The 23,075-nt window shown below is 63.9% G+C and carries 24 protein-coding genes and 3 tRNA genes; 5 read left to right on the top strand and 22 right to left on the bottom strand.

The annotated features are described in order from the left end of the window. Positions 1-6: 6 nt before the first annotated feature. The 16 genes from ACWHY3_RS01570 to ACWHY3_RS01495 form a co-directional block, all read right to left on the bottom strand. Complete coding sequence (locus ACWHY3_RS01570; protein ID WP_448127429.1) at positions 7-1,137, bottom strand: STY4528 family pathogenicity island replication protein; 1,131 nt, start codon at positions 1,135-1,137, stop codon at positions 7-9. Further along, a complete protein-coding gene (locus ACWHY3_RS01565; RefSeq protein ID WP_448127428.1) occupies positions 1,053-1,772 on the bottom strand; it encodes a DUF2857 domain-containing protein in 720 nt (239 codons plus the stop codon). Before ACWHY3_RS01565 ends, ACWHY3_RS01570 begins: the two co-directional genes overlap by 85 nt. After that, on the bottom strand, positions 1,772-3,811 hold the full coding sequence (locus ACWHY3_RS01560) for a ParB family protein (RefSeq protein ID WP_448127427.1): 2,040 nt from the start codon (positions 3,809-3,811) through the stop codon (positions 1,772-1,774). Before ACWHY3_RS01560 ends, ACWHY3_RS01565 begins: the two co-directional genes overlap by 1 nt. A gap of 5 nt (positions 3,812-3,816) precedes the next feature. Then, positions 3,817-4,314, bottom strand: a complete 498-nt coding sequence (locus ACWHY3_RS01555; RefSeq protein ID WP_448127426.1) for a hypothetical protein — start codon at positions 4,312-4,314, stop codon at positions 3,817-3,819. Beyond that, positions 4,283-4,996 carry a DUF2786 domain-containing protein gene (locus ACWHY3_RS01550; RefSeq protein ID WP_332780289.1) on the bottom strand — a complete coding sequence of 238 codons (714 nt, stop codon included), beginning with the start codon at positions 4,994-4,996 and terminating at the stop codon, positions 4,283-4,285. The genes ACWHY3_RS01555 and ACWHY3_RS01550 overlap by 32 nt, the downstream gene beginning before the upstream one ends. Then, positions 4,993-5,223: a type II toxin-antitoxin system HicA family toxin gene (locus tag ACWHY3_RS01545; RefSeq protein WP_087720998.1), complete on the bottom strand. Its 231-nt coding sequence runs from the start codon at positions 5,221-5,223 to the stop codon at positions 4,993-4,995. Before ACWHY3_RS01545 ends, ACWHY3_RS01550 begins: the two co-directional genes overlap by 4 nt. Next, positions 5,216-6,085: a DNA adenine methylase gene (locus ACWHY3_RS01540; RefSeq protein WP_448127425.1), complete on the bottom strand. Its 870-nt coding sequence runs from the start codon at positions 6,083-6,085 to the stop codon at positions 5,216-5,218. Before ACWHY3_RS01540 ends, ACWHY3_RS01545 begins: the two co-directional genes overlap by 8 nt. Continuing rightward, the gene (locus tag ACWHY3_RS01535) at positions 6,082-6,636 is read right to left on the bottom strand and encodes a phosphohydrolase (RefSeq protein WP_087720681.1); all 555 of its coding nucleotides are present in this window, start codon (positions 6,634-6,636) and stop codon (positions 6,082-6,084) included. The genes ACWHY3_RS01540 and ACWHY3_RS01535 overlap by 4 nt, the downstream gene beginning before the upstream one ends. Continuing rightward, a complete protein-coding gene (gene dnaB, locus ACWHY3_RS01530; RefSeq protein ID WP_075563472.1) occupies positions 6,633-8,042 on the bottom strand; it encodes a replicative DNA helicase in 1,410 nt (469 codons plus the stop codon). Before dnaB ends, ACWHY3_RS01535 begins: the two co-directional genes overlap by 4 nt. Further along, on the bottom strand, positions 8,032-8,922 hold the full coding sequence (locus tag ACWHY3_RS01525; protein WP_075563473.1) for a ParA family protein: 891 nt from the start codon (positions 8,920-8,922) through the stop codon (positions 8,032-8,034). The genes dnaB and ACWHY3_RS01525 overlap by 11 nt, the downstream gene beginning before the upstream one ends. Positions 8,923-9,082: 160 nt before the next feature. Next, positions 9,083-9,158: transfer RNA gene (locus ACWHY3_RS01520), tRNA-Thr, on the bottom strand. A 20-nt stretch (positions 9,159-9,178) separates the two neighbouring features. Continuing rightward, positions 9,179-9,253 (bottom strand) — tRNA-Gln (locus tag ACWHY3_RS01515). A gap of 7 nt (positions 9,254-9,260) precedes the next feature. Then, a tRNA-Phe gene (locus ACWHY3_RS01510) sits at positions 9,261-9,336 on the bottom strand. Positions 9,337-9,427: 91 nt separating this feature from the next. Next, entirely contained in the window at positions 9,428-9,700 is a 273-nt protein-coding gene (locus ACWHY3_RS01505; protein ID WP_276232940.1) for an oxidative damage protection protein, read from the bottom strand. A 12-nt stretch (positions 9,701-9,712) separates the two neighbouring features. Next, a complete protein-coding gene (gene mutY / locus ACWHY3_RS01500) occupies positions 9,713-10,798 on the bottom strand; it encodes an A/G-specific adenine glycosylase (protein WP_448127424.1) in 1,086 nt (361 codons plus the stop codon). A 179-nt stretch (positions 10,799-10,977) separates the two neighbouring features. Next, complete coding sequence (locus tag ACWHY3_RS01495) at positions 10,978-13,395, bottom strand: AsmA family protein (RefSeq protein ID WP_448127423.1); 2,418 nt, start codon at positions 13,393-13,395, stop codon at positions 10,978-10,980. A 288-nt stretch (positions 13,396-13,683) separates the two neighbouring features. On the opposite strand from ACWHY3_RS01495, the gene hisB reads away from it, so the two are divergent. The 4 genes from hisB to hisF all read left to right on the top strand — a co-directional run bounded on the left by hisB (position 13,684) and on the right by hisF (position 16,681). Continuing rightward, a complete protein-coding gene (gene hisB, locus ACWHY3_RS01490) occupies positions 13,684-14,277 on the top strand; it encodes an imidazoleglycerol-phosphate dehydratase HisB (protein WP_087720689.1) in 594 nt (197 codons plus the stop codon). Between the two features lie 40 nt (positions 14,278-14,317). After that, the gene (gene hisH / locus ACWHY3_RS01485) at positions 14,318-14,959 is read left to right on the top strand and encodes an imidazole glycerol phosphate synthase subunit HisH (RefSeq protein ID WP_087720691.1); all 642 of its coding nucleotides are present in this window, start codon (positions 14,318-14,320) and stop codon (positions 14,957-14,959) included. A 169-nt stretch (positions 14,960-15,128) separates the two neighbouring features. Continuing rightward, positions 15,129-15,911 (top strand): 1-(5-phosphoribosyl)-5-[(5-phosphoribosylamino)methylideneamino]imidazole-4-carboxamide isomerase, encoded by a 783-nt coding sequence (gene hisA / locus ACWHY3_RS01480; protein ID WP_087720693.1) that lies wholly within the window; start codon positions 15,129-15,131, stop codon positions 15,909-15,911. Beyond that, a complete protein-coding gene (hisF, locus tag ACWHY3_RS01475; RefSeq protein ID WP_087720695.1) occupies positions 15,908-16,681 on the top strand; it encodes an imidazole glycerol phosphate synthase subunit HisF in 774 nt (257 codons plus the stop codon). The genes hisA and hisF overlap by 4 nt, the downstream gene beginning before the upstream one ends. Before the next feature lie 123 nt (positions 16,682-16,804). Here hisF and ACWHY3_RS01470 read toward each other — a convergent pair whose 3' ends face one another. From ACWHY3_RS01470 to ACWHY3_RS01460, 3 genes are all read right to left on the bottom strand, one after another. Further along, positions 16,805-17,578, bottom strand: coding sequence for an RsiV family protein (locus ACWHY3_RS01470; protein WP_448127422.1), 774 nt, complete (start codon positions 17,576-17,578; stop codon positions 16,805-16,807). 145 nt (positions 17,579-17,723) lie between these two features. Further along, on the bottom strand, positions 17,724-18,314 hold the full coding sequence (locus ACWHY3_RS01465) for a YjaG family protein (RefSeq protein WP_448127421.1): 591 nt from the start codon (positions 18,312-18,314) through the stop codon (positions 17,724-17,726). 10 nt (positions 18,315-18,324) lie between these two features. After that, entirely contained in the window at positions 18,325-18,627 is a 303-nt protein-coding gene (locus ACWHY3_RS01460) for an MGMT family protein (RefSeq protein ID WP_448127420.1), read from the bottom strand. Positions 18,628-18,687: 60 nt separating this feature from the next. Between ACWHY3_RS01460 and ACWHY3_RS01455 the strand changes: the two genes are divergently transcribed. After that, positions 18,688-19,359, top strand: coding sequence for a type 1 glutamine amidotransferase (locus ACWHY3_RS01455; RefSeq protein ID WP_448127419.1), 672 nt, complete (start codon positions 18,688-18,690; stop codon positions 19,357-19,359). Positions 19,360-19,376: 17 nt separating this feature from the next. Here ACWHY3_RS01455 and mnmH read toward each other — a convergent pair whose 3' ends face one another. The 3 genes from mnmH to radA all read right to left on the bottom strand — a co-directional run bounded on the left by mnmH (position 19,377) and on the right by radA (position 23,035). Further along, positions 19,377-20,489, bottom strand: coding sequence for a tRNA 2-selenouridine(34) synthase MnmH (gene mnmH / locus ACWHY3_RS01450; RefSeq protein ID WP_448127418.1), 1,113 nt, complete (start codon positions 20,487-20,489; stop codon positions 19,377-19,379). Next, positions 20,486-21,526 carry a selenide, water dikinase SelD gene (selD, locus tag ACWHY3_RS01445; protein WP_448127417.1) on the bottom strand — a complete coding sequence of 347 codons (1,041 nt, stop codon included), beginning with the start codon at positions 21,524-21,526 and terminating at the stop codon, positions 20,486-20,488. Before selD ends, mnmH begins: the two co-directional genes overlap by 4 nt. A gap of 132 nt (positions 21,527-21,658) precedes the next feature. Then, complete coding sequence (gene radA / locus ACWHY3_RS01440) at positions 21,659-23,035, bottom strand: DNA repair protein RadA (RefSeq protein WP_448127416.1); 1,377 nt, start codon at positions 23,033-23,035, stop codon at positions 21,659-21,661. Positions 23,036-23,075 lie beyond the last annotated feature (40 nt).

Below are 23,075 nucleotides of genomic sequence, written 5' to 3'. Positions count from 1 at the left end.
GGGTTTCTAGCGCCGCAGTCCGAGGCGCTTGAACATCTCCCCCCGCGCCTGTTCCGTTGCCGCCGAAATCGGCTGCGGTTCCGGCTCGGCCGGTTTCGGCGGCGACATCGCCACCACCGGCGCGGTAACGACCCGGTTCTGTTCGTCACTCGTCTCGGCCTGGTCACGCCGCTTGTTGGCGACACCGCGGCCGAAGTGCGTCAGCTGGAAATTGTCCGAGGCGGCACGCTTGGCCAGGGTGTGCAGGAAGCCCAGGGTGTTCTTGACCTTGCCGGCATCGACCCGCCCAGCGGCTTCGTCGATCACCGCCTGCTGCATCTCGGTCGACAACCCCGTCAGTAGGAACGTGACCGATTCCCGCTCGTCGGCAGTCAGTTCTAGCGGCCAGCTCCAGACCAGCGAGGTGTCGCCCGGCTCGCGCGCGGTGGTTTTACAAACACTGTTTGTATAACTACGTACTCTAGGGCGAGCCGCACCGGGAACTGCGCCGTAAGTGCTTGATTCCCAAATGAGTTTCCGCTGGAAACTGGGATCATTGGTCTCGGGAAACTGCCCAAGTTTCCGCTGAAAACCGGGCGAATTGCCCTGAGTTTCCCCCGGAAACTGGGCGGGTGTTGACTGAGTTTCCGCTGGAAACTCGGTACGGCTCTGCCGCTGGGCACGCTGATCGATAACTTCCAATCGGGACGGAATCTCGAGCACACCGCTTTCGGTCAGCTCGTCTCGCACGAGCTGAGCGACCTCGGCGACGTCGCGGTTGTGGTGACGAGTACAGCGGATGACGTACTCAATGTATTCGGCATCGAGCGACAGCGACTCGGCGGGTGCCAGCGGCTCGTCATGCAGCACGTAGACGTTGCCGATCATGCGGCCGTTGTCGGTGTTGCGCGCTTTCATACCCAGCGTCATCCAGCGGGTCAGTCTGAGGATCGCGATGACCCGCGCCACGGTCTTGCGTGACGCCTTGCGATTCGCGCCGGAGCGCAGCAATGGCTCCAGTTCGTCGTAAGTAGGGAATGCCGTGGTGCGATCGGCATTCGACAGTAGCCGGATCATCTGCCAGCCCAGCACGTCGACCGCGCCCAGCCGCTGATCGAGCAGCAGCGCTCGAGGAACAGTTTCATGGGGATTGCCCATGAACAGTAGGCCGTCCAGAGCGTCTTCCTGAACGCTCGACGCCGAGGCGGCTTGGCCTCGGCAGGTAGGCTCTGCTGACGCGCCTGCTCCGGTAGGGTCCACTGTTTGATCAGCGTCCAGATCACGGCTAGGGGCAGCTCGACCTCCTCTGCTAGTACCAGCATGCCGCGAATGTCTTCCACGGCACCAGGACTGGCCGGATCGTCGGAGATGGTCTGCCAGCGATGATAGGCTTCGTGTTCGACCTTCTCCTCCGGCATGGGCAGTCGCCCCTGTCGGCTCGGCACGCCTAGCAGGGTACGTCGCGCTGAGCAGTCGTTCGGGGTCAGGCCAAAGAAGGTAGCCAGCATCTGCACGCTAGCCCCGTGACGAATACAGTGATCGACCAGCCCGTCGCGATCCTGGTCGCGATCGACACGGCGCAATGCCGCCTTGAACGTGTCGTGATCCAGCTCGAACCGGGCCACGCCCGGAAACTCATTGATCAGGGATTCGATCTCGCTGGCCCGCAGGCGACTGAGACTCTGCAGCTCGTCATCGCGAAAACCCAGCGCCCGGGCGCGACGCATGTCACCCTCGCGGATCAGAACCAGCGCCTGGTTGAACAGCGCATGATTGAGTTGCGGTGTTGCCATCACGAATCCCCCTCTGCATCGAGACCGTCACGCAAGACCCGGATTAACCGGGTCAGCCAGAACACACGAACGAAAAGACCATCGGGAAAGCGCACGTCGGTGTCGTTACCGTGACTGCCCACCAGCTCGCCCAACAATGAGATATCACTTGGCATCACCGGGTCGATGTTGCCCTCGAGGCCGGCGAGCAGTTGCCAGACGAGCTGAGCACGCCGGCTGGGAGCCCCCTCGAGGGGACCGAGTTCATAGCCGAGACCGTCGCGGGCATTGAGGCGGATTACCTCGCTGGATCCGCTCACCTCGATTCCCGCCCATCTGGCTAGCAGCTGAACCACCTCGCCGATCTGCATGCGCAGATCCTGGGCGTTGCGACGCCAGGTCGGGACGTGCCAGAGATCGGTGATCGGGGCAATGCGGCCGCCGTCCTGGAGCGGCACGCTCTTGAGCGCCGCCGCTTCGAAGTCGATCGCTTCCTCGCCGTGCTCCTTCGCCTGCCAGTGACGCAACTGGCGATGCCCCTCGGTTTCATGGTGAGGCGAGAGTGTCAGATCGGCAGCGATCGTGGCCTGCTCCTCGGGAGAGCGAGTGGGCTGAGGTGTGTGTTCCTGTAGAAGGCCGTCGGTATCCAGCAGTCCGCCGAGGCCATCGTTGTCATCTTCACCAGCGCCAAACCCTTGCGGTGCCGCCGGCGTCCGTTGAGTCTGGGCCTCGAGTGCGGCATTGCGCTGCTCAAGCTGCTCGAGCTGGGCGCGCATCTGTTTCATGGCGACCGACTCGCCTACCCCGCCCGCATCCGGCACACCGCGCGCCGGCGATGGTTCCGGCGTGGGATCGAGGTCGCTCTGGCCATCGCCGAATGTCAGATCATTGGGGTCGAGTTCACCGTCGCCTCCGGTGGGTTCGCTACCGCCTCGAGAGGTTTTGGCGGTCGATGACAGAGAGGAAGGACCCGACGACTTGCCGGATGACGAGCCACCCGGAGAGGTATCCGGTTTTGGCGGATAGAGGTGGCGCTCCTGGGGATGACGCAGGCGTTCCAGTTCACTATCGACAGTGGTCCAGATATCCGCGCGCTCCTCGTCCGTTGCCGCTCGGGCATACTTGCGCACGGTGAACCAGTTCTTCCACGCCATGTCGATGGGGTTGAAGTGCAGCCCGGTGTGCTCGTTGAGCATGCCCTTCAAGCGATCCTCGACGATGTTCCAGCGAAAATCAGTCTGCCCCTCGTGATCGAGCTGGGCCATCTCCTCATGCCAGGCCAGGGCGAAATCGCCGTCGACGACGTTGCTGGCCCACGGCTCGCCCTCGCCCAGGTCATCGGCGTGCTCGATCCAGTAGTCGGCACAGCGGGTCCAGCACTCGTCACAGAACTGGCGATAGGAGATCAGCTTCTCGATCTGAGGCCGGCCCATGCCGGCATCGAGCGTCAGCGGCAGGGTCGGCAGAAAGTGCTCAATGCTATAGAGCATCTTCGAGATATTGCTTTGGCTGATTGTGTAACCCAGTGCGCGCAGCCGCTTGGTCAACTCACGCTGGGAGATGGTCTCGCCAGCGTCCTCCTCGATCATGCGCTTGGCCTCGTAGATGCCACGTGCCCGCTCGATCCAACTGAGCTGGCCCCGGTTATCGTTCTCGGCCAAGTGCCCGGCTAGCACGTTGATCTCGCCCTGCCACGGGATGAAGTGGCAATCCTGGTGGTAGAACTGTTTGTCGTCAGTCTCCTGGTACAGCTCGTTGAGGATCATCAGGCGGGTATTGCCGCCGTCGGAGATCATATAGCGATCATCGCCCGGTCGTTGAGTGACGGTCAGTTTCTGCTTGAGCCCAACGGCACGGATCGAATCCTTGATCTCCTCGTACTTCGGATTGTGGTGAGTACGCGGGTTGCGGTCATAGGGACGCAGCTGATCCAACGTCAACGACATAGCCTGCTCGCGGGTCGGCGCCGGCAGCCGGTCGGTGGGCTGACTCCTGAGCGTCGGCCCCGGCTGGTTCAGTTTGGCCGTGATCTGATCAGGGGTAACGGATGGTTTACTCATGAGGTTCACTCCGGCTGCCGCGAGTCGCAGCCTTCAGAATCGAAGAAATGGTTCAACTGCTCGTTTAAACGACCGATGCTTTGCGTGAGCCCTTGGAGGCTTAGATCGCTGCGAGTCTTCGGCGGATACTGCTGGCACAGCGCCAGCAGACCGCGACGTAGATCAAGCAGGTTGTCGTTGACGATCACCAGCAGCTCGAAATCGCTGAGGTTGAAATACTGGAGCTGCGACCAACGCAGGCTGTGATGCGGCTGCATCTCGAGTCGGCTGGTCTGGTCGCACGCCATGTGGAACACCAGCCAGGTATCGGCGAGCAACGCGCGCAGCGCGTCGTTGCGCTTGTTGTGCGCCTGGAGATGAGCGTCGAACCAGGTGTCCAGCGTTTCTAACCACCCGGCGAACGGATCGAGCAGACCCAGGGCCAGACACTCTCGCCCCTGCAGATACCGCTCCATGCCCTGGCCAGTGGCCTCACGCGCCGGAAAGGAATAGATCTCGGCCATGGGGCAGCTCCTTATATTGATCACGATCGACGCCGCTGTGCAGGCGCGCATTGCGGCCGGCGGCATAACCTCTGGCCATCGCTCGCCGATCGTCACGGCGTTGACCGCGATCGATGGCGTTCATCGCCTCGAGCTGGGGATAGAAGCGCTGTTGGAAGTGCTCGATCCCCACGATGGCCTCCTCTGTCTTCTCCACCGGCACGATGTGTTCGAACGCGCCCGCAACCCATGCCAGGGCATAGGCATCGGCCCGGCGAATCTTGGTGATGCGTTTCGCGCGCTTGTTCATGCCGTTCAGGAAGGCCTTGCGATCGGCGATCAGCTGACGCTGGAGCACCTCGAAGGCATAGGCCGCGATGCGCACCTGACTCGCCTCGCCCAGGAAGGCGAAGTAGCCATGCCAGCCTTCGAACGCCGGCCGGGGCTCGTAGATGGTGGCGGTGCCGAAGGCGGCGTTGACCAAGGTGGCCAGATGGTCGAGCCAGCGCGGTGGCTTGCGTCCGGTCGGCGACTTGACGACCACCCGGTCGATGGTTGACGCCGCTACGTCGATCTCGCTGACGCCGTACTCGTCCATGAGGTGCTGCGCCTGGCGCAGCGCCGTACCAGCTTCGTGCTCATTGGCCGAGCGTGACAGCGCCAGGCAGCGCTCGATCTTGCGAAGAATGCGATCGGGAATCATGCTTCGTCCTCCTCTTGTCGCTCCATCCGGCGCAGCCGTGCCAGCACGTTCTTCTCGGCTCGTGCGTCGCTGGGTGAAAATCCGGTGAACACGGGCGGGCAGCCCGGCTTGATGAAGCGAACGTGGCCGCCACGGGTGCGTTCGACAATCCAGCCATGAGTCACGGCATAACGCACCACGCGCTTCAGGGCGCGCGTCGAGCAGCGAATCGGCAGTGCGTCAGGCATGGGCCACCTCCTGGTAGGGAAGATTGAGTTCCATCTGACCGGCCCATTCCGCCGCCCGCGGATTGAGCCACAGACACTCGGTACGCTGCCCAGAACCACGCTGGGCCGATGCCTGCACATGCCGTCGAGCCATGCGCCAACCCCTGAGCACGTCACGATAGAGGTCGGCGTCGTAGCCGGAGAGAATCACGTAGCCCTGAGCGAGCCGAAGGCGCTCTAGCAATTCAATGTGACGCAGGTCGCTCAGCTCATGGCTGTAAACGCGCCGATGCCCCTTCTCTCGGGTCTCCTCGAGATAAGGGGGATCGACGTAGTGAAGCGTGCGCGGGGAGTCATGCTGGGCGATGACGGTCAGGGCGTCGCGGTTCTCGATCAGCACACCCGACAGCCGCTCGGCCACCAGACCGATCACGGTCGGCAACCGCTGCCAGTGATGCTGTGTCGTGCCGTGGGCACGTCGGGTATCGGTGCGGAAGCCGGTATTGCCTCGGGTCGCGCCGGCGGAACCGAAACCCATGTGGGCACGGATCAGCAGCCGTCGAGCGCGCTCTACCGGATCCGGGGTGTCGTCCCAGGCACGCTCGAACTCGACACGCGCATAGGGGGTGAGCGCGATCTGTTCAATGAGGCACTGGCGCTGCTCGGAACTGCGCAGCACCTCGAACAGATTGACGACATCGCCATCCAGATCGTTGTAGACCTCGGCGTAGTTGCGCGGCTTCTGCAGGAGGACACCTGCAGCGCCACCAAAGGACTCGACGTAGACATCGAAGGCGGAGATTGGAGGAAAGTGCGCCATGATCCACGGGGCCAGACGGAACTTGCCGCCGTGGTAGCGCATCAGAGGAATCCTCACTGTCATGACGCGACCCTCCTGAACTCCACCTCTGCCTCTCGCTGAGAAGCTAGATATTCATAACGCGCCATCCATTGCCCAAAGGCATGATCCATCGACCAGGGCTGGGTGCGCATTGGCAGTGGTACCACCCCTTCTAGGCAATCCCAGGAATCCCCTTCGCACAGCAAGTCCCGGCGTTCCGTTGCGAGCAGGATCAGGTCGATATTCTTAATGCAGGGATCCATGGCACCGGGGAGCCCGAAACGCTCTGCAATCGCTGCCCAAAACCGACCTTCGATACGTTTGAACTCCGGCATCAGCGCTTTCAGCGGCGACACCATGTCCCCGATATAGGCTTCGGTGGCGTCGTGCATCAAGGCCGTAAGCTGATGTTCGGCAGGCACGAACTGGCTCGCGAGCACACAGTGCTGCGCGACGCTGTAATGCTGACGGGTATGCCCGCCGAATCGGCAAATGCGGCTCAGTGAGCGTCCGATGTCCACGGGGTCGATCATCCGTGGCGTTGGGCTGGCCATGTGAACAGAGTGGCCTGAGTGGGTGGTAATGAAGCTCATGACCGTCCCTCCTGTACCTGCTTCCACGCCAACGACTCGAACCGCGTGCTCGAGCCTACGAACGTCAAATGCACCGCGCCGGTAGGCCCGTTGCGCTGCTTGCCGATGATCAGCTCGGCGAGTCCCTTGTTGTCAGGGTTGTCGGGGTTATAGACCTCGTCGCGATAGACGAACCCGATGACATCGGCATCCTGCTCGATCGCGCCGGAGTCGCGCAGATCGGCCATGCAGGGGCGTTTGTTGGGACGGTTCTCCAGCGTGCGGTTGAGTTGCGAAAGCGCCACCACCGGGCAGTTGAGATCCTTGGCAGTAGCCTTGAGGATGCGAGAAATCGCAGAGATTTCGTTGTTGCGGTTCTCGGAGCCTGGCTCCTCAAGCAGCTGCAGATAGTCGATCAGGATCAGGGCGGGCTTGCCGTGGCGGCGCACCAGCCGGCGGGCGCGTGACTTGAGAGAGGTCGCGGAGATGCCGCTGGAGTCATCGACGAACAGACGTTCCTCGAAGCCGAGTATGCGGTTCGTGGCCGAGGTCAGCTTTTCCCAGCCACCGTCATCGAGCTGGCCTGAGCGCAGCTTGCTCAAATCCAGACGCCCCATGCTGGCCATGAGACGCAGCATCAACTGCTCCTCGGGCATCTCGAGCGAGAAGACGAAGATCGGCGCGGTGGCCAGCTCGGTGCGACCGGCCGTGGCGACCAGCGCATTCTCGACGAGGTTCATGCCCAGCGTGGTCTTGCCCATCGAGGGGCGACCGGCGATGACGATCAAGTCGGAGTCCTGCCAGCCGCAAGTGAGTTCGTCGAGATCCTTGTAGCCAGTCGGCGTGCCGGTGATGCCGTCCTTGGCATTGAAAGCGCGGTCGATAGTATCGATCGCCGCCGTCAAGGCGTGACGTATGCCGGTCTCCTTGCCTTGCCGGTTCTCGGCCAACGCGAACAGCTGGTGTTCAGTGGCCTCGATCAATGCCTGGCTGAGTTGCTGTCCATCCAGCGCCCGCTGGCAGAGGTCGCGGCCCATGTTGGCCAACTGACGACGGCGCTGATGCTCTCGTACGATGCCCGCATAGGCGACAACATTCGTCGCTGAAGGCGTGTTGCGAGCCAGCTCGGCCAGATAGGGCAGACCCCCACAGGTCTCGATATGACCATCGCGCTCGAGCAGCTCGGAGAGTGTCACGACATCGAGCGGCTTCTCATCATGGGAAAGCTCTTCCATCGCCTTGAAGATCAGCCGATGCGGATAGTGATAGAACGCTGACGCGTCGACGATCTCGCAGATGTCCTCCCACTTCGTGTTGTCGAGCATCAACGCGCCAAGCGTGGACTGCTCACCCTCGATACTGTGCGGCGGCAGAAGCCCCATGGCTTCTGCCCCGACGGGTGCAGGGGATTGGGTCTCAATGGACATGGCCCACCCCCGATTTCCCGGTGCCGGATTTACCGTTGGAGATGACAGCGCCTACCGCGTGGATGGCGTCGGCCCACTCGGGATAGAGATCAATGGCCACTGCCTTGAGCTGATCGGCGCAGGCCGGCGCCTTGCGACTGTAGGGCTTTCGCGGCTCGACCCGATGGACGGGCAAGCCCTGGAGCGCGGCCGAACGGTAAGCGGAGAGATTGACCAGCGGCGTCTCGAGCACGCTGATGCCGTGATCTTCTACCTCGGCATACATGGTGCGAATGCTGTCGGCGATGTCACGGGCATCACGGAGCTGGTCGGTCATCTTGTTGAGCAGGATGGAGACCGGCGGCACCTCGAAACGGGTATAACGTGCCAGCTCGCGTAGCTCGTTGAGCATGCCCTGAGTGCCGCGCACGAATTCGCGGGCGGTGAGCAGTTCGGGAACGATGGGAGAGATCAGCCGATCGGCGGCCATGACGGCCATCTCGAGAATCACTGAGCGCGCGCCCTGGGTATCGATGAGGATGGCGTCATAGCGATCGGCGAAGCGATCGAGGAGGTCGATCAGGCGGAAGCGTCCATTCGGGGCGTTGAGCAACAGCTGCTGCAACTGATTCCGATAGTCGTTGGAGACGATGATGTCGAGATTGGAGACAGCGGTATGAGAGATGATCTGGTCGAGGTCGACCAGCTCTGTCGCGAGTAGCTCGTACACGCCGCCGGGGGCCGGCTGTGACAGCTCGTAGTAGGAAGAGAGGGTTGGCTGGGAATCCAGATCTATGAGGAGAACCCGGAGACCGGCATCTGCCAGGAGACCGCCGAGGTTGGCCGTCGTGGTCGTCTTGCCGACGCCGCCCTTGGAGCAAACCGTTGCTGAAACACGCATAACTGCACCTCATCCAGTGGTAAGCGGAATGAGTGCAATAGATGCTGGGCGGGACAATTTTCGAGGCTACATGATGCTGAGGCTTTCGCTGATGCAGGTGCCAAGGTGTTTACCCCGGACCTGCTCATCGCAATTCAGCTATTCCACCATCTCTAAGCTCTGGTGCCGACACCAGGAGTCGAACCCGGGACCTACTGATTACAAGTCAGTTGCTCTACCAACTGAGCTATGTCGGCGAGCATAGAGACGTTAGCGATGGCTGGGGTAGCAGGATTCGAACCTGCGCATGCCGATACCAAAAACCGGTGCCTTACCACTTGGCGATACCCCAGCATTGATGGTGGCCAGAGACGGAATCGAACCGCCGACACGGGGATTTTCAATCCCCTGCTCTACCAACTGAGCTATCTGGCCCTCGCCAACGGGGACGCATTTAACCAGCAAGCCGTTTTGGGGTCAACCCTTTTATTTCAAAAAGATGAGTTCTTTTCACACCGTCCGGAATTCACTGGCTGGGCGGCACGTATCCTTCGGCGTGATCGGTTTCCTGGTTGTCGAAAAACCGGTTCATCTGCGTCATCAGATACTCCCGCGCTTGCGGGTCCAGCATGTTGAGATGCTTCTCGTTGATCAACCGGGTCTGCAGCGCCTGCCACTCCTCCCAGGCGCGTTTGGAGACGGTCTGCTGGATCTCCTGGCCCTTGGCGCCGGGCAGCGGCGGGAAAGCCAGAGCTTCGAGTTCCTGCTGGTACTTGCGGCAGAATACGGTCTGCGCCATGAAAACCTCCTGTCATGCGTTGAGTGCGTGCGTCTGGGCCAGTGTCGCCAGCAGCGCCTTGACCGGTGCCGCCAGGCCAACGCTGGCGGGATCGGCGGGATCGACCCACTGCCGATTCGATTCGGCCACGGCCGTGGCGGCGTTCCGATCCGGAAGCCGCGCCGGTCGCGGCGTGATCTCCAGCCGGAAGTGGGTGAAGGTGTGGGTGAACGGCTGCCAGGCGCTTTCCAGATGAACGCCTCGACAGTGCCGCTCCAGCCACTCGTGCAGTTCGCTGTCGCCATCGAACTGGGGGAAGCCCCACAGGCCGCCCCACAGGCCGCTGGGCGGGCGTTGCTCCAGCAGCACCCGACCAGCCTCGTCCTGCAACAGTAACATCTGTGTCTGCCGCGTCGGCAATTCGCGCTTGGGTTTGGAACCGGGGTACCGGCGCTCTTCGCCCCGGGCATGCGCTTCGCAGACATCCTCGAACGGGCACAGCAGGCAGCTCGGCTTGCCGCGCGTGCAGATCATGGCCCCCAGATCCATCATCGCCTGCGTGTAGTCCGGCAGCCGCTCCGAGGGCGTGTAACGCTCCGCCAGCGCCCATAGCCGGGCGAGTACGTCGTTCTTGCCGGGCCAGCTTTCCACCGCATGCAGCCGGGCCAGCACGCGTTTGACGTTGCCATCGAGAATCGCGGCACGCCGGCCGGTACTGATGCTGACGATCGCCCCGGCAGTGGAGCGGCCGATTCCCGGCAAGGCGGTCATCGCCTCGAGATCATGGGTCGGGAATTCGCCGTCATGTTCGTCGACGACGACCTTGGCGGCCTTGTGCAGATTGCGGGCGCGGGCGTAGTACCCAAGCCCGGTCCACAGGTGCAGCACCTCATCCTGGGGCGCTCGCGCCAGTGCGTGGACATCGGGGAAGCGCGCCATGAATCGTTCGAAGTAGGGAATAACGGTGGCGACCTGGGTCTGCTGGAGCATGATCTCCGAGACCCAGACCCGGTAGGGCGTCTTGTCGTACTGCCACGGCAACGACTTGCGGCCGTGCGCGTCGAACCAGTCGAACACGCGCTCGCGGAAGGCTTCGGCCGACAGGGCTATTTCTGCCAAACGGCACCTCTTCGAAATGATGATAGCTCGGAATGATGATAGCGACTCCGGCCCCCAAGCGACGGGACCGTGTCGAGGTGATGAACGGAGCAGGAAGACGGCAAGCGAAGCGGTCATCCGCCAGCCGGATGACAAGGCGCCGACATGGCATCGGCGCCCAGGCTGAGTGTTGACCAGGCTTACTGGAAGAGATTCCGGATCTTGTTGCCCAGCTTTTCCGCCGCGCCGTCACCCAGCTTTTCGTCGATCTTCTGACGGGTCTCGTCGTCGAGCTGCTTGTCCAGTTCTTCGTCGATCCGTTCGCCGGCCTTGCGCTTGGCCTCGTCTTTGGCCAGTTCGGCAAGTGAGCTCTGGAATGCCTCGCGGTCGAATCCGCACCATTGCCCCGGCGCCTCGTCAAGGCTGCCCTGGCAGCGGATCGGGAAGTCGATCCGGGCCAGCCTCGGGTTGACGCCGCAGGCCGCTTCGTCGGCGGTATCGGTGAAGCGCGCCGCGGCGCGATAATCGAGACGGTTGGTCACCAGATTGACGTCACCCTTGCCGGTCACCTCGATGCCCGGGATGGCGATGACGAGATCGTCGTTGTGCGCCACGCCATTGTCGACCGTCACGCTGGCCTGCAGGCGATCGAAGGCGGTGTCCTTGCTCCACTCGCGGGTCGATTCACGCCCTTCCAGCGTCGCGACCGCCGTGCACAGCTGACGCGAGACGTTGACATCGAGCATGGCGCCGTCGTCGACACGCAGTGCAGCCTGACCGTCGAGGTTCTGCTTGAGCCCTTCGACCGTGTTGGTCCGCGAATCGAAATCGCCCTGCAGATTGAGCTTGCCGCGCAGCGGTGACGCCTTGCCGCTGAAACCCTGATACAGCGGCGCGATGTCGACCCCGTTCATGCGCTCGGTGAAGGAGAGCTGGATCGGCGACTGACGCAGGTCCAGCGCGCTGGAAGCCTGCAGCGAGCCGTCGTAGAGATTGGCGCCGAGAGAGTCGAGGCGCTGGCGCCCGCCGCTACCGCTGGTGGCGAGCTCGACGTCGCTCAGGTCGATACCCTTGACCTTGAGAGAATCCAGCGTCAGATGCCCTTCCTGCTCGAGCCCGGCGAGCCAGTCGACGGGAAGCAGCTCGGCGCCTTCGGCCGCGGCCAACGCCGGCGCGACGCCGAGCGCCGAGAGCCAGGCGGTGTCCTTGGCGTCGTCGCCCGTCGCATCGCCACCGGCATCCTGCGATCGCGGTGCCAGGTAGCGGTCCAGATCGAGCCGATCGCCGGCAAGATCGAAATTCAGCGCCTGACCATCGAACGTGGCGCCCAGCGAGCCGCGCAACTGGGTGTCATCCAGCGTCATCTGCAGATCGTCGAAGTCGATCCGTTGCGCATCACCGGAGAACGGGCCACTCAGCGACAGCGCGGTGAGCGCCTCGTCGTCGGCGCTGTTTACCTCGATACCGAAGCGCGTCAGCCAGTCCCGCACCGACAGCGGCGCCAGTTCCATCCGGCCCTGATAGCGGGGCGCGTCGTTCAGTTGCGTGACGTTCATGCTGCCTTTCAGGTCCAGGCCATCGTCGCCGCTCAGGACGAGGTCGCCGAGCGTGGCGGTCTGGGCCTGGAGGTCGGCCGCCGCATCGCCCTGAAGATCCAGCGACAGCGGCGCTTCCTGCATGACGGAATGGTAGAGCGAGGCAGCAAGCTGGATGTCGTCGGCACGGTAATGTTTCGCCCGGGTATCGGCGACCAGCGTGGCAACCTTCAGGTTGAGCGTCTGGGCCTGCTCGGCCAGTGTCGGCAGTTGCGCCTTGCCGTTGAGCGTCACGCCCTCGAAGGTGTAGCGCCCGGCACCGAGATCCATCCGCATCTGACTCTTCAACTGCAGATTGCCATTCACATCCGGCTGGCGACCCTCGACATCGAAGGAGAGCTGAATCGGGAACGAGGATTGCGGGCTGACGTTGCTGCTTTGCAAACTGAGGTTGGCCAGCGTGATGTCCAGCGGCTTCTGCCGATCGACGTAATTCACCTGACTGTTGGAGACCTTGATGCTGGCGATGTCGAACGCCACCGCCTGATCGGCGCCCGGCTTCAGGCCGGGGCCTTTCTTCTCCGACTGCGCTTTCTCCGACTGCGCTGCCGTCGACGAGTCCGCCGCGTTCTGCGACGGCTGGCTGGCGTCGTCACCGCTGCCGTTGTCGGCCAGACGATCCAGCAGCACCTGCCAATTGCCTTGCCCTTGCGCATCGCGGGCGAGATTGAGGCGCATGCCGTCGAGGATCAGCCCGTCGACCGAGACGTCTCCGGTCAGCAGCGGCGTGAACGCCACGCTGACCTCGGCGTTGTCGAAGCCGACGAAGGGCGCATCGTCCCGGGACTGCTCGGGAAGCCAGGCTTCGGCATCCTTGACGCTGACGCCGATGCGCGGATAGAAGGACCACGACAGCGGGCCGTCGAGACGCAGCTCGAGGCCGCTCTGGTTGCGAACCGCCTCGATCAGACGCGGCTTGAGATCGTTCGGATCGAAGAACGTGGTGATATAGACCACCGCCACCACGACCAGAATCCCCAGGACACCGACTGCCGCCAGCAGCGTTCTGAACAGCCCCTTCATTCCCCTCCTCCCTGTGCGCGATCGGCAGACGTCAGCGGTCGATGGACGGTACATCGTCGCCACGTCGCGCGACCAGGAATCGCTCTACCGGGAACGACTGGATGATGCGACTCGACGTGCTGTGTGGCTTCCGGCATGCCCCCTGTGTCTCCTTGTCGGCAGAACGGCCTGACTGATCGGTGGGCGGCGAAGATCGCCGCCCGATAAACACCGCCATTGTAGCGGATGCAGGGCTCGATTCACTATAATGGCCGATTCTCGCCAACCGTACCGGGAGATTCCCCACGCATGTCCGAGCGCATCGCCACGGTGTCGCGCGACACCAACGAGACGCAGATCACGGTCACGGTCAACCTGGACGGCAGCGGCCGCCTGGATTGCCAGACCGGGGTTCCTTTCCTCGACCACATGCTGGATCAGGTGGCTCGCCACGGCATGATCGACCTGACAATCGATGCCAAGGGCGATCTCGAGATCGACGAGCACCACACCGTCGAGGATCTCGGCATTACTCTGGGGCAGGCCTTCGCCCAGGCGATCGGCGACAAGCGGGGCATTCGTCGCTACGGCCACGCCTACGTGCCGCTCGACGAGGCGCTGTCTCGCGTGGTGATCGATTTCTCCGGCCGTTCGGGCCTGTTCATGGATGTCGAATTCACCCGCGCGACCATCGGCCGGCTGGACACGCAGCTGTTCTGGGAGTTCTTCCAGGGCTTTGTCAATCACGCCCAGGTCACGCTGCACATCGACAATCTCAAGGGCTTCAACGCCCACCATCAGGCGGAAACCATCTTCAAGGCGTTCGGCCGGGCATTGCGTGCCGCGGTCGAGGAAGACCCCCGCATGGCAGGCCAGATGCCATCGACCAAAGGCAGCCTGTGATACCGCCCATCGCCACCACCGAATCAGCGAGGAAACCGCAATGACGATCGCCGTGATCGATTACGGAATGGGTAACCTGCACTCCGTGGCCAAGGCGCTCGAGCACGTCACCCATGAAAACGTCATGGTGACCCGCGATCCGCGCTCGATTCGCGGTGCCTCGCGCCTGGTGCTGCCCGGCCAGGGCGCGATCCGCGACTGCATGGGCGAACTGCAGCGCACCGAGCTCGAAGGCCTGGTCAAGGATCTGCTCGAGGAGCAGGCCAAGCCGCTGCTGGGTATCTGCGTCGGCCAGCAGATGCTGTTCGACCGCAGCGAGGAGAACGGCGGCGTCGACTGCCTGGGCTTCCTCCCCGGTCGCGTGCGTCACTTCGGCCACAAGCTGACCACGCCCGAAGGCGAGCGCCTGAAAGTGCCGCACATGGGCTGGAACCGTGTAGCGCAGCATCACCAGCATCCGCTGTGGAACGGCATCGAGGACGGCGCGAGGTTCTACTTCGTGCACAGCTATTACGTCGAGGCCGCCAGCGATGCCGATATCTTCGGTACTACCAATTATGCCGACGTCGACGCCCATGTGGTCACCGGTCGCGGTACCGTCTTCGCGGTCCAGTTCCACCCGGAGAAGAGCGCCGGGGACGGCCTGCAACTGCTGGAAAATTTCGTCAACTGGGCGCCCTAGGCACCATCCGAAAAGTGGCTGCGCTCACCCATATGGCGTTAGAAATTGGCTCAAGATACTCATTTACCCTCTGTAAACTCCGTTCTTTCGCCGATTTTTGTCTTATCTGGTCATCGCGCCGACTTCTCGGACAGCACCTAACCGACTCACAGTCAAAGGATTCGAAGCCATGCTGGTGATTCCCGCCATCGATCTCAAGGACGGCCAGTGCGTGCGCCTCAAGCAGGGCCGCATGGATGATGCGACCTCCTACGGGGACGATCCGGTCGCGATGGCCGCACGCTGGGTCGAGGCCGGCGCGCGGCGGCTGCACCTGGTCGATCTCAACGGCGCCTTCGAGGGCAAGCCGGTCAACGGCGACGCCGTCACGGCCATTGCCCGCGCCTATCCGGATCTGCCGATCCAGATCGGCGGCGGCATCCGCAGTGCCGAGACCATCGAGCACTATCTCGCTGCCGGGGTGAGCTACGTGATCATCGGCACCAAGGCGGTCAAGGAACCCGACTTCGTCGGCGAGATGTGCCGCCGCTTCCCGGGCCACGTGATCGTCGGCCTGGACGCCCGCGACGGCTTCGTCGCCACCGATGGCTGGGCCGAGGTATCCACGGTCAAGGCGGTGGATCTGGCTAGGCGATTCGCCGACGACGGCGTTTCCTCGATCGTCTATACCGACATTGCCCGCGACGGCATGATGCAGGGCGTCAACGTCGAAGCCACGGCCCAACTCGCCCGTGACGGCGGCCTGCCGGTGATCGCCTCGGGCGGCGTGACCGATCTGGAAGACATTCGTGCGCTGGCCAAGGTCGCCGACAGCGGCATCATCGGCGCCATCACCGGACGCGCCATCTACGAAGGCTCGCTCGACGTCGCCGAGGCACAGGCGCTGAGCGATTCGATTCAGGGCGATTCGATGCGTGGCGACCGGATCGACACCGCGGGAGTCCGCTCATGACACTGGCCAAACGCATTATTCCCTGTCTCGACGTCGACGCCGGCCGCGTGGTCAAGGGCGTCAATTTCGTGGGGATTCGCGACGCCGGCGATCCGGTCGAGATCGCCAAGCGCTACAACCAGCAGGGCGCCGACGAGATCACCTTTCTCGACATCACCGCCAGCCATGAAGATCGCGGCACCACCGTCGAGATGGTCGAGCGCATCGCCGGCGAGGTGTTCATTCCGCTGACCGTGGGCGGCGGCATTCGTCGCTGCGAGGATATTCGCACCATGCTCAATGCCGGCGCGGACAAGGTCTCGATCAATACCGCCGCCGTCACCAACCCGGATTTCGTGCGCGAGGCCGCCGAGCGCTTCGGCAGCCAGTGCATCGTGGTGGCGATCGACGCCAAGAAGGTCAGCGCCGAAGGCGAACCGCCGCGCTGGGAGATATTCACCCACGGCGGGCGCCGCCCGACCGGGCTGGACGCCGTGGACTGGGCGCGCAAGATGGTCGAGTACGGCGCCGGCGAGCTGCTGCTGACCAGCATGGACCGTGACGGCACCAAGGTGGGCTTCGATCTCGGCGTGACTCGCGCGATCAGCGATGCGGTCGAGGTGCCGGTGATCGCTTCCGGCGGTGTCGGCAACCTCGATCATCTGGTGGCCGGGGTCAAGGAAGGCGGTGCCGATGCGGTACTCGCCGCCAGCATCTTCCACTTCGGCGAGTACACGATTCCTGACGCCAAGCGCTACATGGCCGAGCATGGCATCGAGATGCGCCTCTGAGGCCATTGCCGAGCGAACCTGGCGATCCCAAAGCGCCGCGCCTGCATTCCAGGCGCGGCGCTTGCGTTTTCTACTCCCAACGCAGATTACCGTAGCCAGCGATTGGCCCGATGATCGTCATCATCAAGGCAGATAGCGCGCCTCGAGAACGCCGTCGAGCTCGGCGTAGGGAATCATCAACTGCGGCTGCCCCGCCGCGTACGGCGCCAGATCGTAGACCTGGTACTTCACCGCCAGCCCGTCCACCAACGGCGCCACGTTGTCGGATAGCGCGAACGGCCACTGCATCTCTGACAATCCGCTGGCCTGGTCGGTCTTCAGCCAGCGCTGATGCGCCCGCTTCAACGCCGCCTCGTAAGCCGGCCGCTGCCCCGGCAGCAGCATGTCGTCGAGAGCCACCACCTGCTGCGTGTCGCGATCGATCACCAGGTAAGAGGTTAGCGGCAGGCCGTGGGCACCGCCGCTATACAGATAACCGTCGAGCTCGATCACCAGCAGGTCGTCGTGATCCGCCACGATGTCCGCCCTGAGATCGGCCTCGAAGCCGGGCAGTTCCGGTACGTCCTGGCGGGCGCTGCGGGCGGCCGCGAATACCTGATCGGCGAAGTCATCGAAAGAACGGGCCTGCCCCATGGCGTTGCCGTCGGGGCTCTCGCTGAGTCCGCTCGCCAGCCCGAACAGCCGCCGTTCGAGTTCGTCGGAGAGCCGTGGCGATTCAGGGAAGCGCAGGTAGGCGGCGTTGACGGTGGCGCAGCCGTCACCCTCGCAGCCGGGCTCGTGTACGCTTTTCACTACCGGCTCGGTGCGCAGCGCATCGCCGCTCCATCCCAGACTCTGGCAACCCGCCAGCATCACTGTCGCCAATGCCAGGCCACCGACCAACCAACGTTTCTGCATGATGTTCCTCCTTGAACGTTATTTTTGCGCGTCGGCCGCTACCGCGGTTATCGGCCTCCAATCGCCTTGCTCCTGTCTTTCCATCGACAAGCCTCTATCAACAGACTCTGGCACGACCAGCTTATCCACAACCGGTCGACGCCGATCAATCGAGGCTCAGGCCCAGATTGCTGACGCCTTGGTTGCGTCCCAATGCGCGCAGCGCCGAGAGATCATCGAGTTTGGGGTCGGCCTCGAGCGCTTCGAGCACCGCGTCCTGAAAATCACGTTCGTCCTGCATCATCTCATGCTCGCGGAACAGCGCATCGAGCCGCTCGGCGTCCTCGCTGCCCTCGGTCATCTCGATATAGGCGCGTACGCCATTGCGGGAAACCCGGCTCACCTCCAGCGCGGCCTCCGGGGCTTCGCCGCGCAGGGCATCCAGCAGCGTGGTCAATGCCATGACGCTCTCCGTCGCCCGTCGCGCACCGAAGCTGTCGTCGTCTTCCGGCGGCTCGATTTCGGCCAGCTTCTCGGCCTGCTTGTCGAAGTCGATCCGGGCCGAGGCGACCTTGAGCCGTTCCCATACCAGATCCAGCACATTGTTCATCACGCTCGGATTGCCGTGGCCGCTCATGCCGGCATAGAGCGCGTAGTTGGGCACCAGGCGTTCGCTCAGCGCCGCCATGAAAGCGATCTGCTGGCGCGCGTCGAGCTGGCGGAGTCTGGCGTTGAAGCTACCCATGGGCTTTGTCATGAATTCCTCGTCATTCTGGCCACATCAAATGCATCGGCACGCGACCACCGGCATCGAAAACGACCCCTTCGGCGCGCAATTTCTCGTGCTGGCGCTGGGCGCCGCCATGCTCCGCGATTCGTCGGCTGGCGCCAATGACCCGGTGCCAGGGCAGGTCGTGCCCCGCGGGCAGCTGCCGCATCGCCGTCCCGACCAGGCGCGCCGTGGCGCCTTCGGTCATTTGGGCGATCCGCCCGTAGGTGGTGACGCGCCCCGCGGGTATCTGCGCCACGATGGTGTAGATCTGTTCCAGGAGCTGGGCACGAATGGCCATCGCTAAAACCCTATTCCTCGCTTGTGGAGTGGTCCGGTCGTCCCCATCATTGGACCTATCATGCATATCTACTTTCTTCAGCATAGCCCGCTGTTCGGCCCCGCCCGCATGGCGGATTGGCTCACCGGCATGGGCCACAGCTACAACCACTGCCGACTGGACGAGGGCGAACTGCCACCGCCACTGGCCAACTGCGACGCGCTGGTGCTGCTCGATGCGCTGCAATCGCCCGATGCCACGCTGCTCAAGCGCGAGCGCAAGCTGGTGGATCGCGCCTTGAAGAGCAACAAGCCGGTGCTCGGCATCGGCTTCGGTGCCGGTCTGATCGCCGAGGCGCTCGGCGCCATCGTGTCACCCGCCGTGCAGCCGGAAATCGGCTGGCAGCCGCTGACCCTGGCGGACGAAAGCTCCTTCGACCTGCCGGAAACCTTCGACGCCCTGCTCTGGCATCGCGACATCTTCGGCCTGCCGGATGGCTGCCTGCCGCTGGGCAGCACGCCGGCCGGCCCGGTCCAGGGGTTCGCCTGGGATCTGGGCCGCGTCGTCGCGCTGCAATGCCATCTGGAGCTGACGGCCCAGGGTACGGCGGCGCTGTGCGATCACGACCTGCCGGCAACCAACGCCGCGCCCTACGTACAGACTCGCGACGATATCCTTGACGACCCGAGGCGTTTCGATCGGCAGGCGGCGCTACTGGACCGGATCATGACCCAGTGGCTGGGCGAGCGCTGAACTAGAAATCCTTGCTCCTAACCGGCCTGTTCGCGCTCCCACTGCCGGGCGACCGCCAGACAGCTGTCCCAATCCCCGACGTGCAGTGTCGGCCGGGGCTGATGCTCGATCTGGTGGCGATACATCGGGTCGTAGTACTCCTGCAACAGCGGTGCCAGCCAGGCCTCGTGAGCCTGCACGTTGCCGTGGCGCTGGGCCACGAAGGCCCGTTGCTGCGCCTCGGTCAATCGCGCCAGACGCTCGCCGCCCAGACGCTTGCCGAGGCGCTTCAGAGCGCCGGAGAGCTGCTTGCGAAACAGCACTTCGCCCAGATGCGGACCGTAGTCGCGATGATAGATCGCGCTCAGATCCTCGATATAGTCCTTGCGGATCTGCTCCAGGCGCCACTCCAGCGGCATCTCCACCCGGATACAGGGCGCGGCTTTCATTACCTGCCAGAAGGTGGCCGGAATCGCCAGCCGCCCGATACGCTGGGACTCGTCCTCCACCACCCGCGCATGAGGCAGACGCATCAGGTCCAACGTCAGGCCATGCTCGAAATCGATCTGCGACGGCCCCGTCAACGGATGCTGGCCGAAGGCCGACCCCTTGTGACGCGCGTGGCCTTCCAGGTCGACGCCAGAATCGAGCGAATTGACCAGCGCCGTCTTGGCGCAGCCGGTCAGACCGGCGACCAGCAGCAAGGGTGCCTGACTGTGGGCTTCCAGCGTTTCGATGAACCGGGTGCGCATCGCCTTCCAGCCACCGCGAATCCGTGGCAATGGATAGCCGCGCTCGGCGAGCCATTGCTGCGAGATCTTCGATCGCATGCCTCCGCGGAAGCAGTAGATCACGCTATCCGGCGCTGCCTTGATGGCTTGTTCCCAGGCGACCAACCGCGCTTCGCGGCTCTCGCCGGAGACCAGGCGGTTACCCAGCTCGACCGCGGAGGCCTGGCCGGCGTGCTTGTAGCGAATGCCGACCTCGCGGCGCTCGTCGTCGTCCATCAACGGCAGGTTGATCGCCCCCGGCAAGGCGCCAGCGGCAAATTCGATCGGCGCCCGGACATCGATCAACGGTCGTTGGAGCAGCGCCAGATCGGCATCGATCAACTCATGGCTCGTTGCACGGCTCTTGTCGTCGTCCTTCAACCGCGTACCTCGATCAGGCTGGCACCGCCGCGCTTGCTGACGCATTCGCCGAACGCTTCCAGTTTGAGTTGATGCTGCCGCCCGATTCGCTCGACATCGTCGGCCCAGGCCGGATCCACCGCCAGCAGCAGGCCGCCGGAAGTCTGCGGATCGCACAGCCACTGCCAGTGGGCGGCGTCCATGTCCGGCAGCGCCTTGCCGATCGCCTCGCGATTGCGCGCGGTGCCACCCGGTACGGCGCCCTTGCGCCGATAGGCCTCGGCTTCGGCGAGCCGCGGCAGCTTGGCGAAGTCGATCCGCGCCTCGACGCCACTGGCGGCACAGACTTCACTCAGATGCCCGGCCAGGCCGAAGCCGGTGACATCGGTCATGGCATGCACGCCTTCGACCTTGGCCAGTTCCTTGCCGATATCGTTGGCGATCAGCATCGTCTCGCGGGCCAGGCCGTGGTGACCGGCTTCCAGCAAGCCCTGCTTTTCGGCCGTCGTCAGCAGGCCGACGCCCAGCGGCTTGGTCAGATAGAGCAGGTCGCCAGGCTTGGCGCCGCTATTGAGCTTGAGGTTGTCGAGATCGACCAGGCCGTTGACCGAGAGCCCGAAGATCGGCTCCGGCGCGTCGATGGAGTGGCCGCCCGCCAGGGCGACGCCCAGTTCGCGACAGACGGCCTGGGCGCCGGCCATGACATCCCCGGCGATCTCCGCCGGCAGCTTGTCCAGCGGCCAGCCGAGAATGCCCAGCGCCATGATCGGCTCGCCGCCCATGGCGTAGACATCGCTGATGGCGTTGGTCGCGGCGATGCGGCCGAAGTCGAACGGATCGTCGACGATCGGCATGAAGAAATCGGTAGTCGAGATCAGGCCGCGGCCGTCGCCCAGATCATAGACGGCGGCATCTTCACGCCCTTGGTTGCCGACGATCAGATGCTTGCTGTTGGCGCCCGGCCCGGCCTTGGCGATGATGCGGTCGAGCACGTCGGGGGCGATCTTGCAGCCGCAGCCGGCCCCGTGGCTGTACTGCGTCAGGCGAATGGCACTCATGGTCTGTTCCTCGTCTCTTTCCTGGAGATATCGATCCTGGCTGGCAGTTTACCCGACGCGGCGACGAGACTCAGCGCCGAACGATGCGATCCCCGCCGGCGACAGGGCAAGCGGCCCCGTGGACCGCCACGTTCACAGCGCTTCCAGCGCCTCGGCCAGCTTGTCGACCGCCACCACCTGCATGCCGGCAGGTGCCTTCTTGGGCGCATTGCCGCGCGGCACGATGGCCCGCGTGAAACCGTGCTTGGCGGCTTCGATGATACGCTCCTGGCCGCTGGGTACCGGGCGGATCTCGCCGGACAGCCCCACCTCGCCGAATACCACCAGTTCTCGCGGCAGCGGCCGGTTCTGAAGACTGGAAACCACGGCGAGCAGGACCGCCAGGTCGGCGCTGGTCTCGAGCACCTTGACCCCGCCAACGACATTGAGGAAAACATCCTGGTCGCCGGTAAACAGCCCGCCGTGCTTGTGCAGCACGGCCAGCAGCATCGCCAAGCGGTTGTGATCGAGCCCCACCGCGACGCGACGCGGGTTGCCCAGCGCAGACTCGTCGAGCAGTGCCTGCACTTCGACCAGAATCGGCCGTGTGCCTTCCCACACCACCATCACCAGACTGCCGGAGGCCAGCTCCTCGCTTCGCGACAGGAAGATCGCGCTGGGATTCTTGACCTCCTTGAGGCCGAGCTCGACCATCGCGAACACGCCGAGTTCGTTGATCGCGCCGAAGCGATTCTTCTGCCCGCGCAGGGTGCGGAAGCGGGAGTCGCTGCCGCCTTCGAGCAGCAGCGAGGCATCGATCATGTGTTCGAGCACCTTGGGGCCGGCCAGCGTGCCGTCCTTGGTGACATGGCCGACCAGCATCAGCACGGTGTTGCTCTGCTTGGCGAAGCGCGTGAGTGCCGCCGCCGATTCCCGTACCTGGGCGACGCCGCCGGGCGCGGAGCCGATATCTTCCAGATGCATGGTCTGGATGGAGTCGATGATCAGCACTTCGGGGCGTTCCCGCTCGGCCACGGCCAGCAGCGTCTCGATGCTGGTCTCGGCGAGCATCTTGAGCCCCTGGGTCGGCAGTTGCAGGCGGTGGGCGCGCATCGCCACCTGGGACAGCGACTCCTCGCCGGTGACATAGAGCACGCGTTTGCTCTGGGCCAGGCGGCAGGCGGTCTGCAGCAGCAGCGTCGACTTGCCGGCGCCGGGATGGCCGCCCAGCAGCACGGCCGAACCGGGCACCAGGCCGCCGCCGAGTACGCGATCGAACTCCTCGAACGTGGTGCTGAAACGCGGCACCTCGGTGAGATCGACGCCGGAAAGATCGACAACCTCTCGCGACAGCGCGCCGGCATAACCGCCCCGAGCACCACTGCCGCTCGCGGGTGCGCCGGGCCGGGCGCCGCCGACCCTGACCTCGCTCAGCGTGTTCCACTCGCGGCAGTTGCTGCACTGGCCCTGCCATTTGCTGTAGTCCGCACCGCATTCGGTGCAGACGAAGGCGCTTTTCGCTTTTGCCACGCGCGGCGGTCTCCATCAAGCAGGTGAATGGCAGACATGC

It is taken from the genome of Salinicola sp. NYA28a (assembly GCF_976982775.1).
The sequence above is the reverse complement of the archived record's forward strand: the minus strand, read 5'-3'. Positions and strand labels throughout refer to the sequence as shown.

Bases quoted from the DNA above. Each gene is read 5' to 3' on its own strand.
- ACWHY3_RS01460 (WP_448127420.1), bottom strand. From the start codon at position 18,627: ATGGCCATTCGTGCCCAGCTCCTGGAACAGATCTACACCATCGTGGCG.
- ACWHY3_RS01545 (WP_087720998.1), bottom strand. From the start codon at position 5,223: ATGCCTGACGCACTGCCGATTCGCTGCTCGACGCGCGCCCTGAAGCGC.
- ACWHY3_RS01470 (WP_448127422.1), bottom strand. From the start codon at position 17,578: ATGCAGAAACGTTGGTTGGTCGGTGGCCTGGCATTGGCGACAGTGATG.
- ACWHY3_RS01540 (WP_448127425.1), bottom strand. From the start codon at position 6,085: ATGACAGTGAGGATTCCTCTGATGCGCTACCACGGCGGCAAGTTCCGT.
- hisB (WP_087720689.1), top strand. From the start codon at position 13,684: ATGTCCGAGCGCATCGCCACGGTGTCGCGCGACACCAACGAGACGCAG.
- ACWHY3_RS01525 (WP_075563473.1), bottom strand. From the start codon at position 8,922: ATGCGTGTTTCAGCAACGGTTTGCTCCAAGGGCGGCGTCGGCAAGACG.
- hisF (WP_087720695.1), top strand. From the start codon at position 15,908: ATGACACTGGCCAAACGCATTATTCCCTGTCTCGACGTCGACGCCGGC.
- ACWHY3_RS01495 (WP_448127423.1), bottom strand. From the start codon at position 13,395: ATGAAGGGGCTGTTCAGAACGCTGCTGGCGGCAGTCGGTGTCCTGGGG.
- ACWHY3_RS01550 (WP_332780289.1), bottom strand. From the start codon at position 4,996: ATGATTCCCGATCGCATTCTTCGCAAGATCGAGCGCTGCCTGGCGCTG.
- ACWHY3_RS01560 (WP_448127427.1), bottom strand. From the start codon at position 3,811: ATGAGTAAACCATCCGTTACCCCTGATCAGATCACGGCCAAACTGAAC.
- dnaB (WP_075563472.1), bottom strand. From the start codon at position 8,042: ATGTCCATTGAGACCCAATCCCCTGCACCCGTCGGGGCAGAAGCCATG.
- ACWHY3_RS01535 (WP_087720681.1), bottom strand. From the start codon at position 6,636: ATGAGCTTCATTACCACCCACTCAGGCCACTCTGTTCACATGGCCAGC.
- ACWHY3_RS01565 (WP_448127428.1), bottom strand. From the start codon at position 1,772: ATGGCAACACCGCAACTCAATCATGCGCTGTTCAACCAGGCGCTGGTT.
- hisA (WP_087720693.1), top strand. From the start codon at position 15,129: ATGCTGGTGATTCCCGCCATCGATCTCAAGGACGGCCAGTGCGTGCGC.
- ACWHY3_RS01570 (WP_448127429.1), bottom strand. From the start codon at position 1,137: ATGGGCAATCCCCATGAAACTGTTCCTCGAGCGCTGCTGCTCGATCAG.
- hisH (WP_087720691.1), top strand. From the start codon at position 14,318: ATGACGATCGCCGTGATCGATTACGGAATGGGTAACCTGCACTCCGTG.
- selD (WP_448127417.1), bottom strand. From the start codon at position 21,526: ATGAGTGCCATTCGCCTGACGCAGTACAGCCACGGGGCCGGCTGCGGC.
- ACWHY3_RS01455 (WP_448127419.1), top strand. From the start codon at position 18,688: ATGCATATCTACTTTCTTCAGCATAGCCCGCTGTTCGGCCCCGCCCGC.
- ACWHY3_RS01505 (WP_276232940.1), bottom strand. From the start codon at position 9,700: ATGGCGCAGACCGTATTCTGCCGCAAGTACCAGCAGGAACTCGAAGCT.
- ACWHY3_RS01465 (WP_448127421.1), bottom strand. From the start codon at position 18,314: ATGACAAAGCCCATGGGTAGCTTCAACGCCAGACTCCGCCAGCTCGAC.
- ACWHY3_RS01555 (WP_448127426.1), bottom strand. From the start codon at position 4,314: ATGGCCGAGATCTATTCCTTTCCGGCGCGTGAGGCCACTGGCCAGGGC.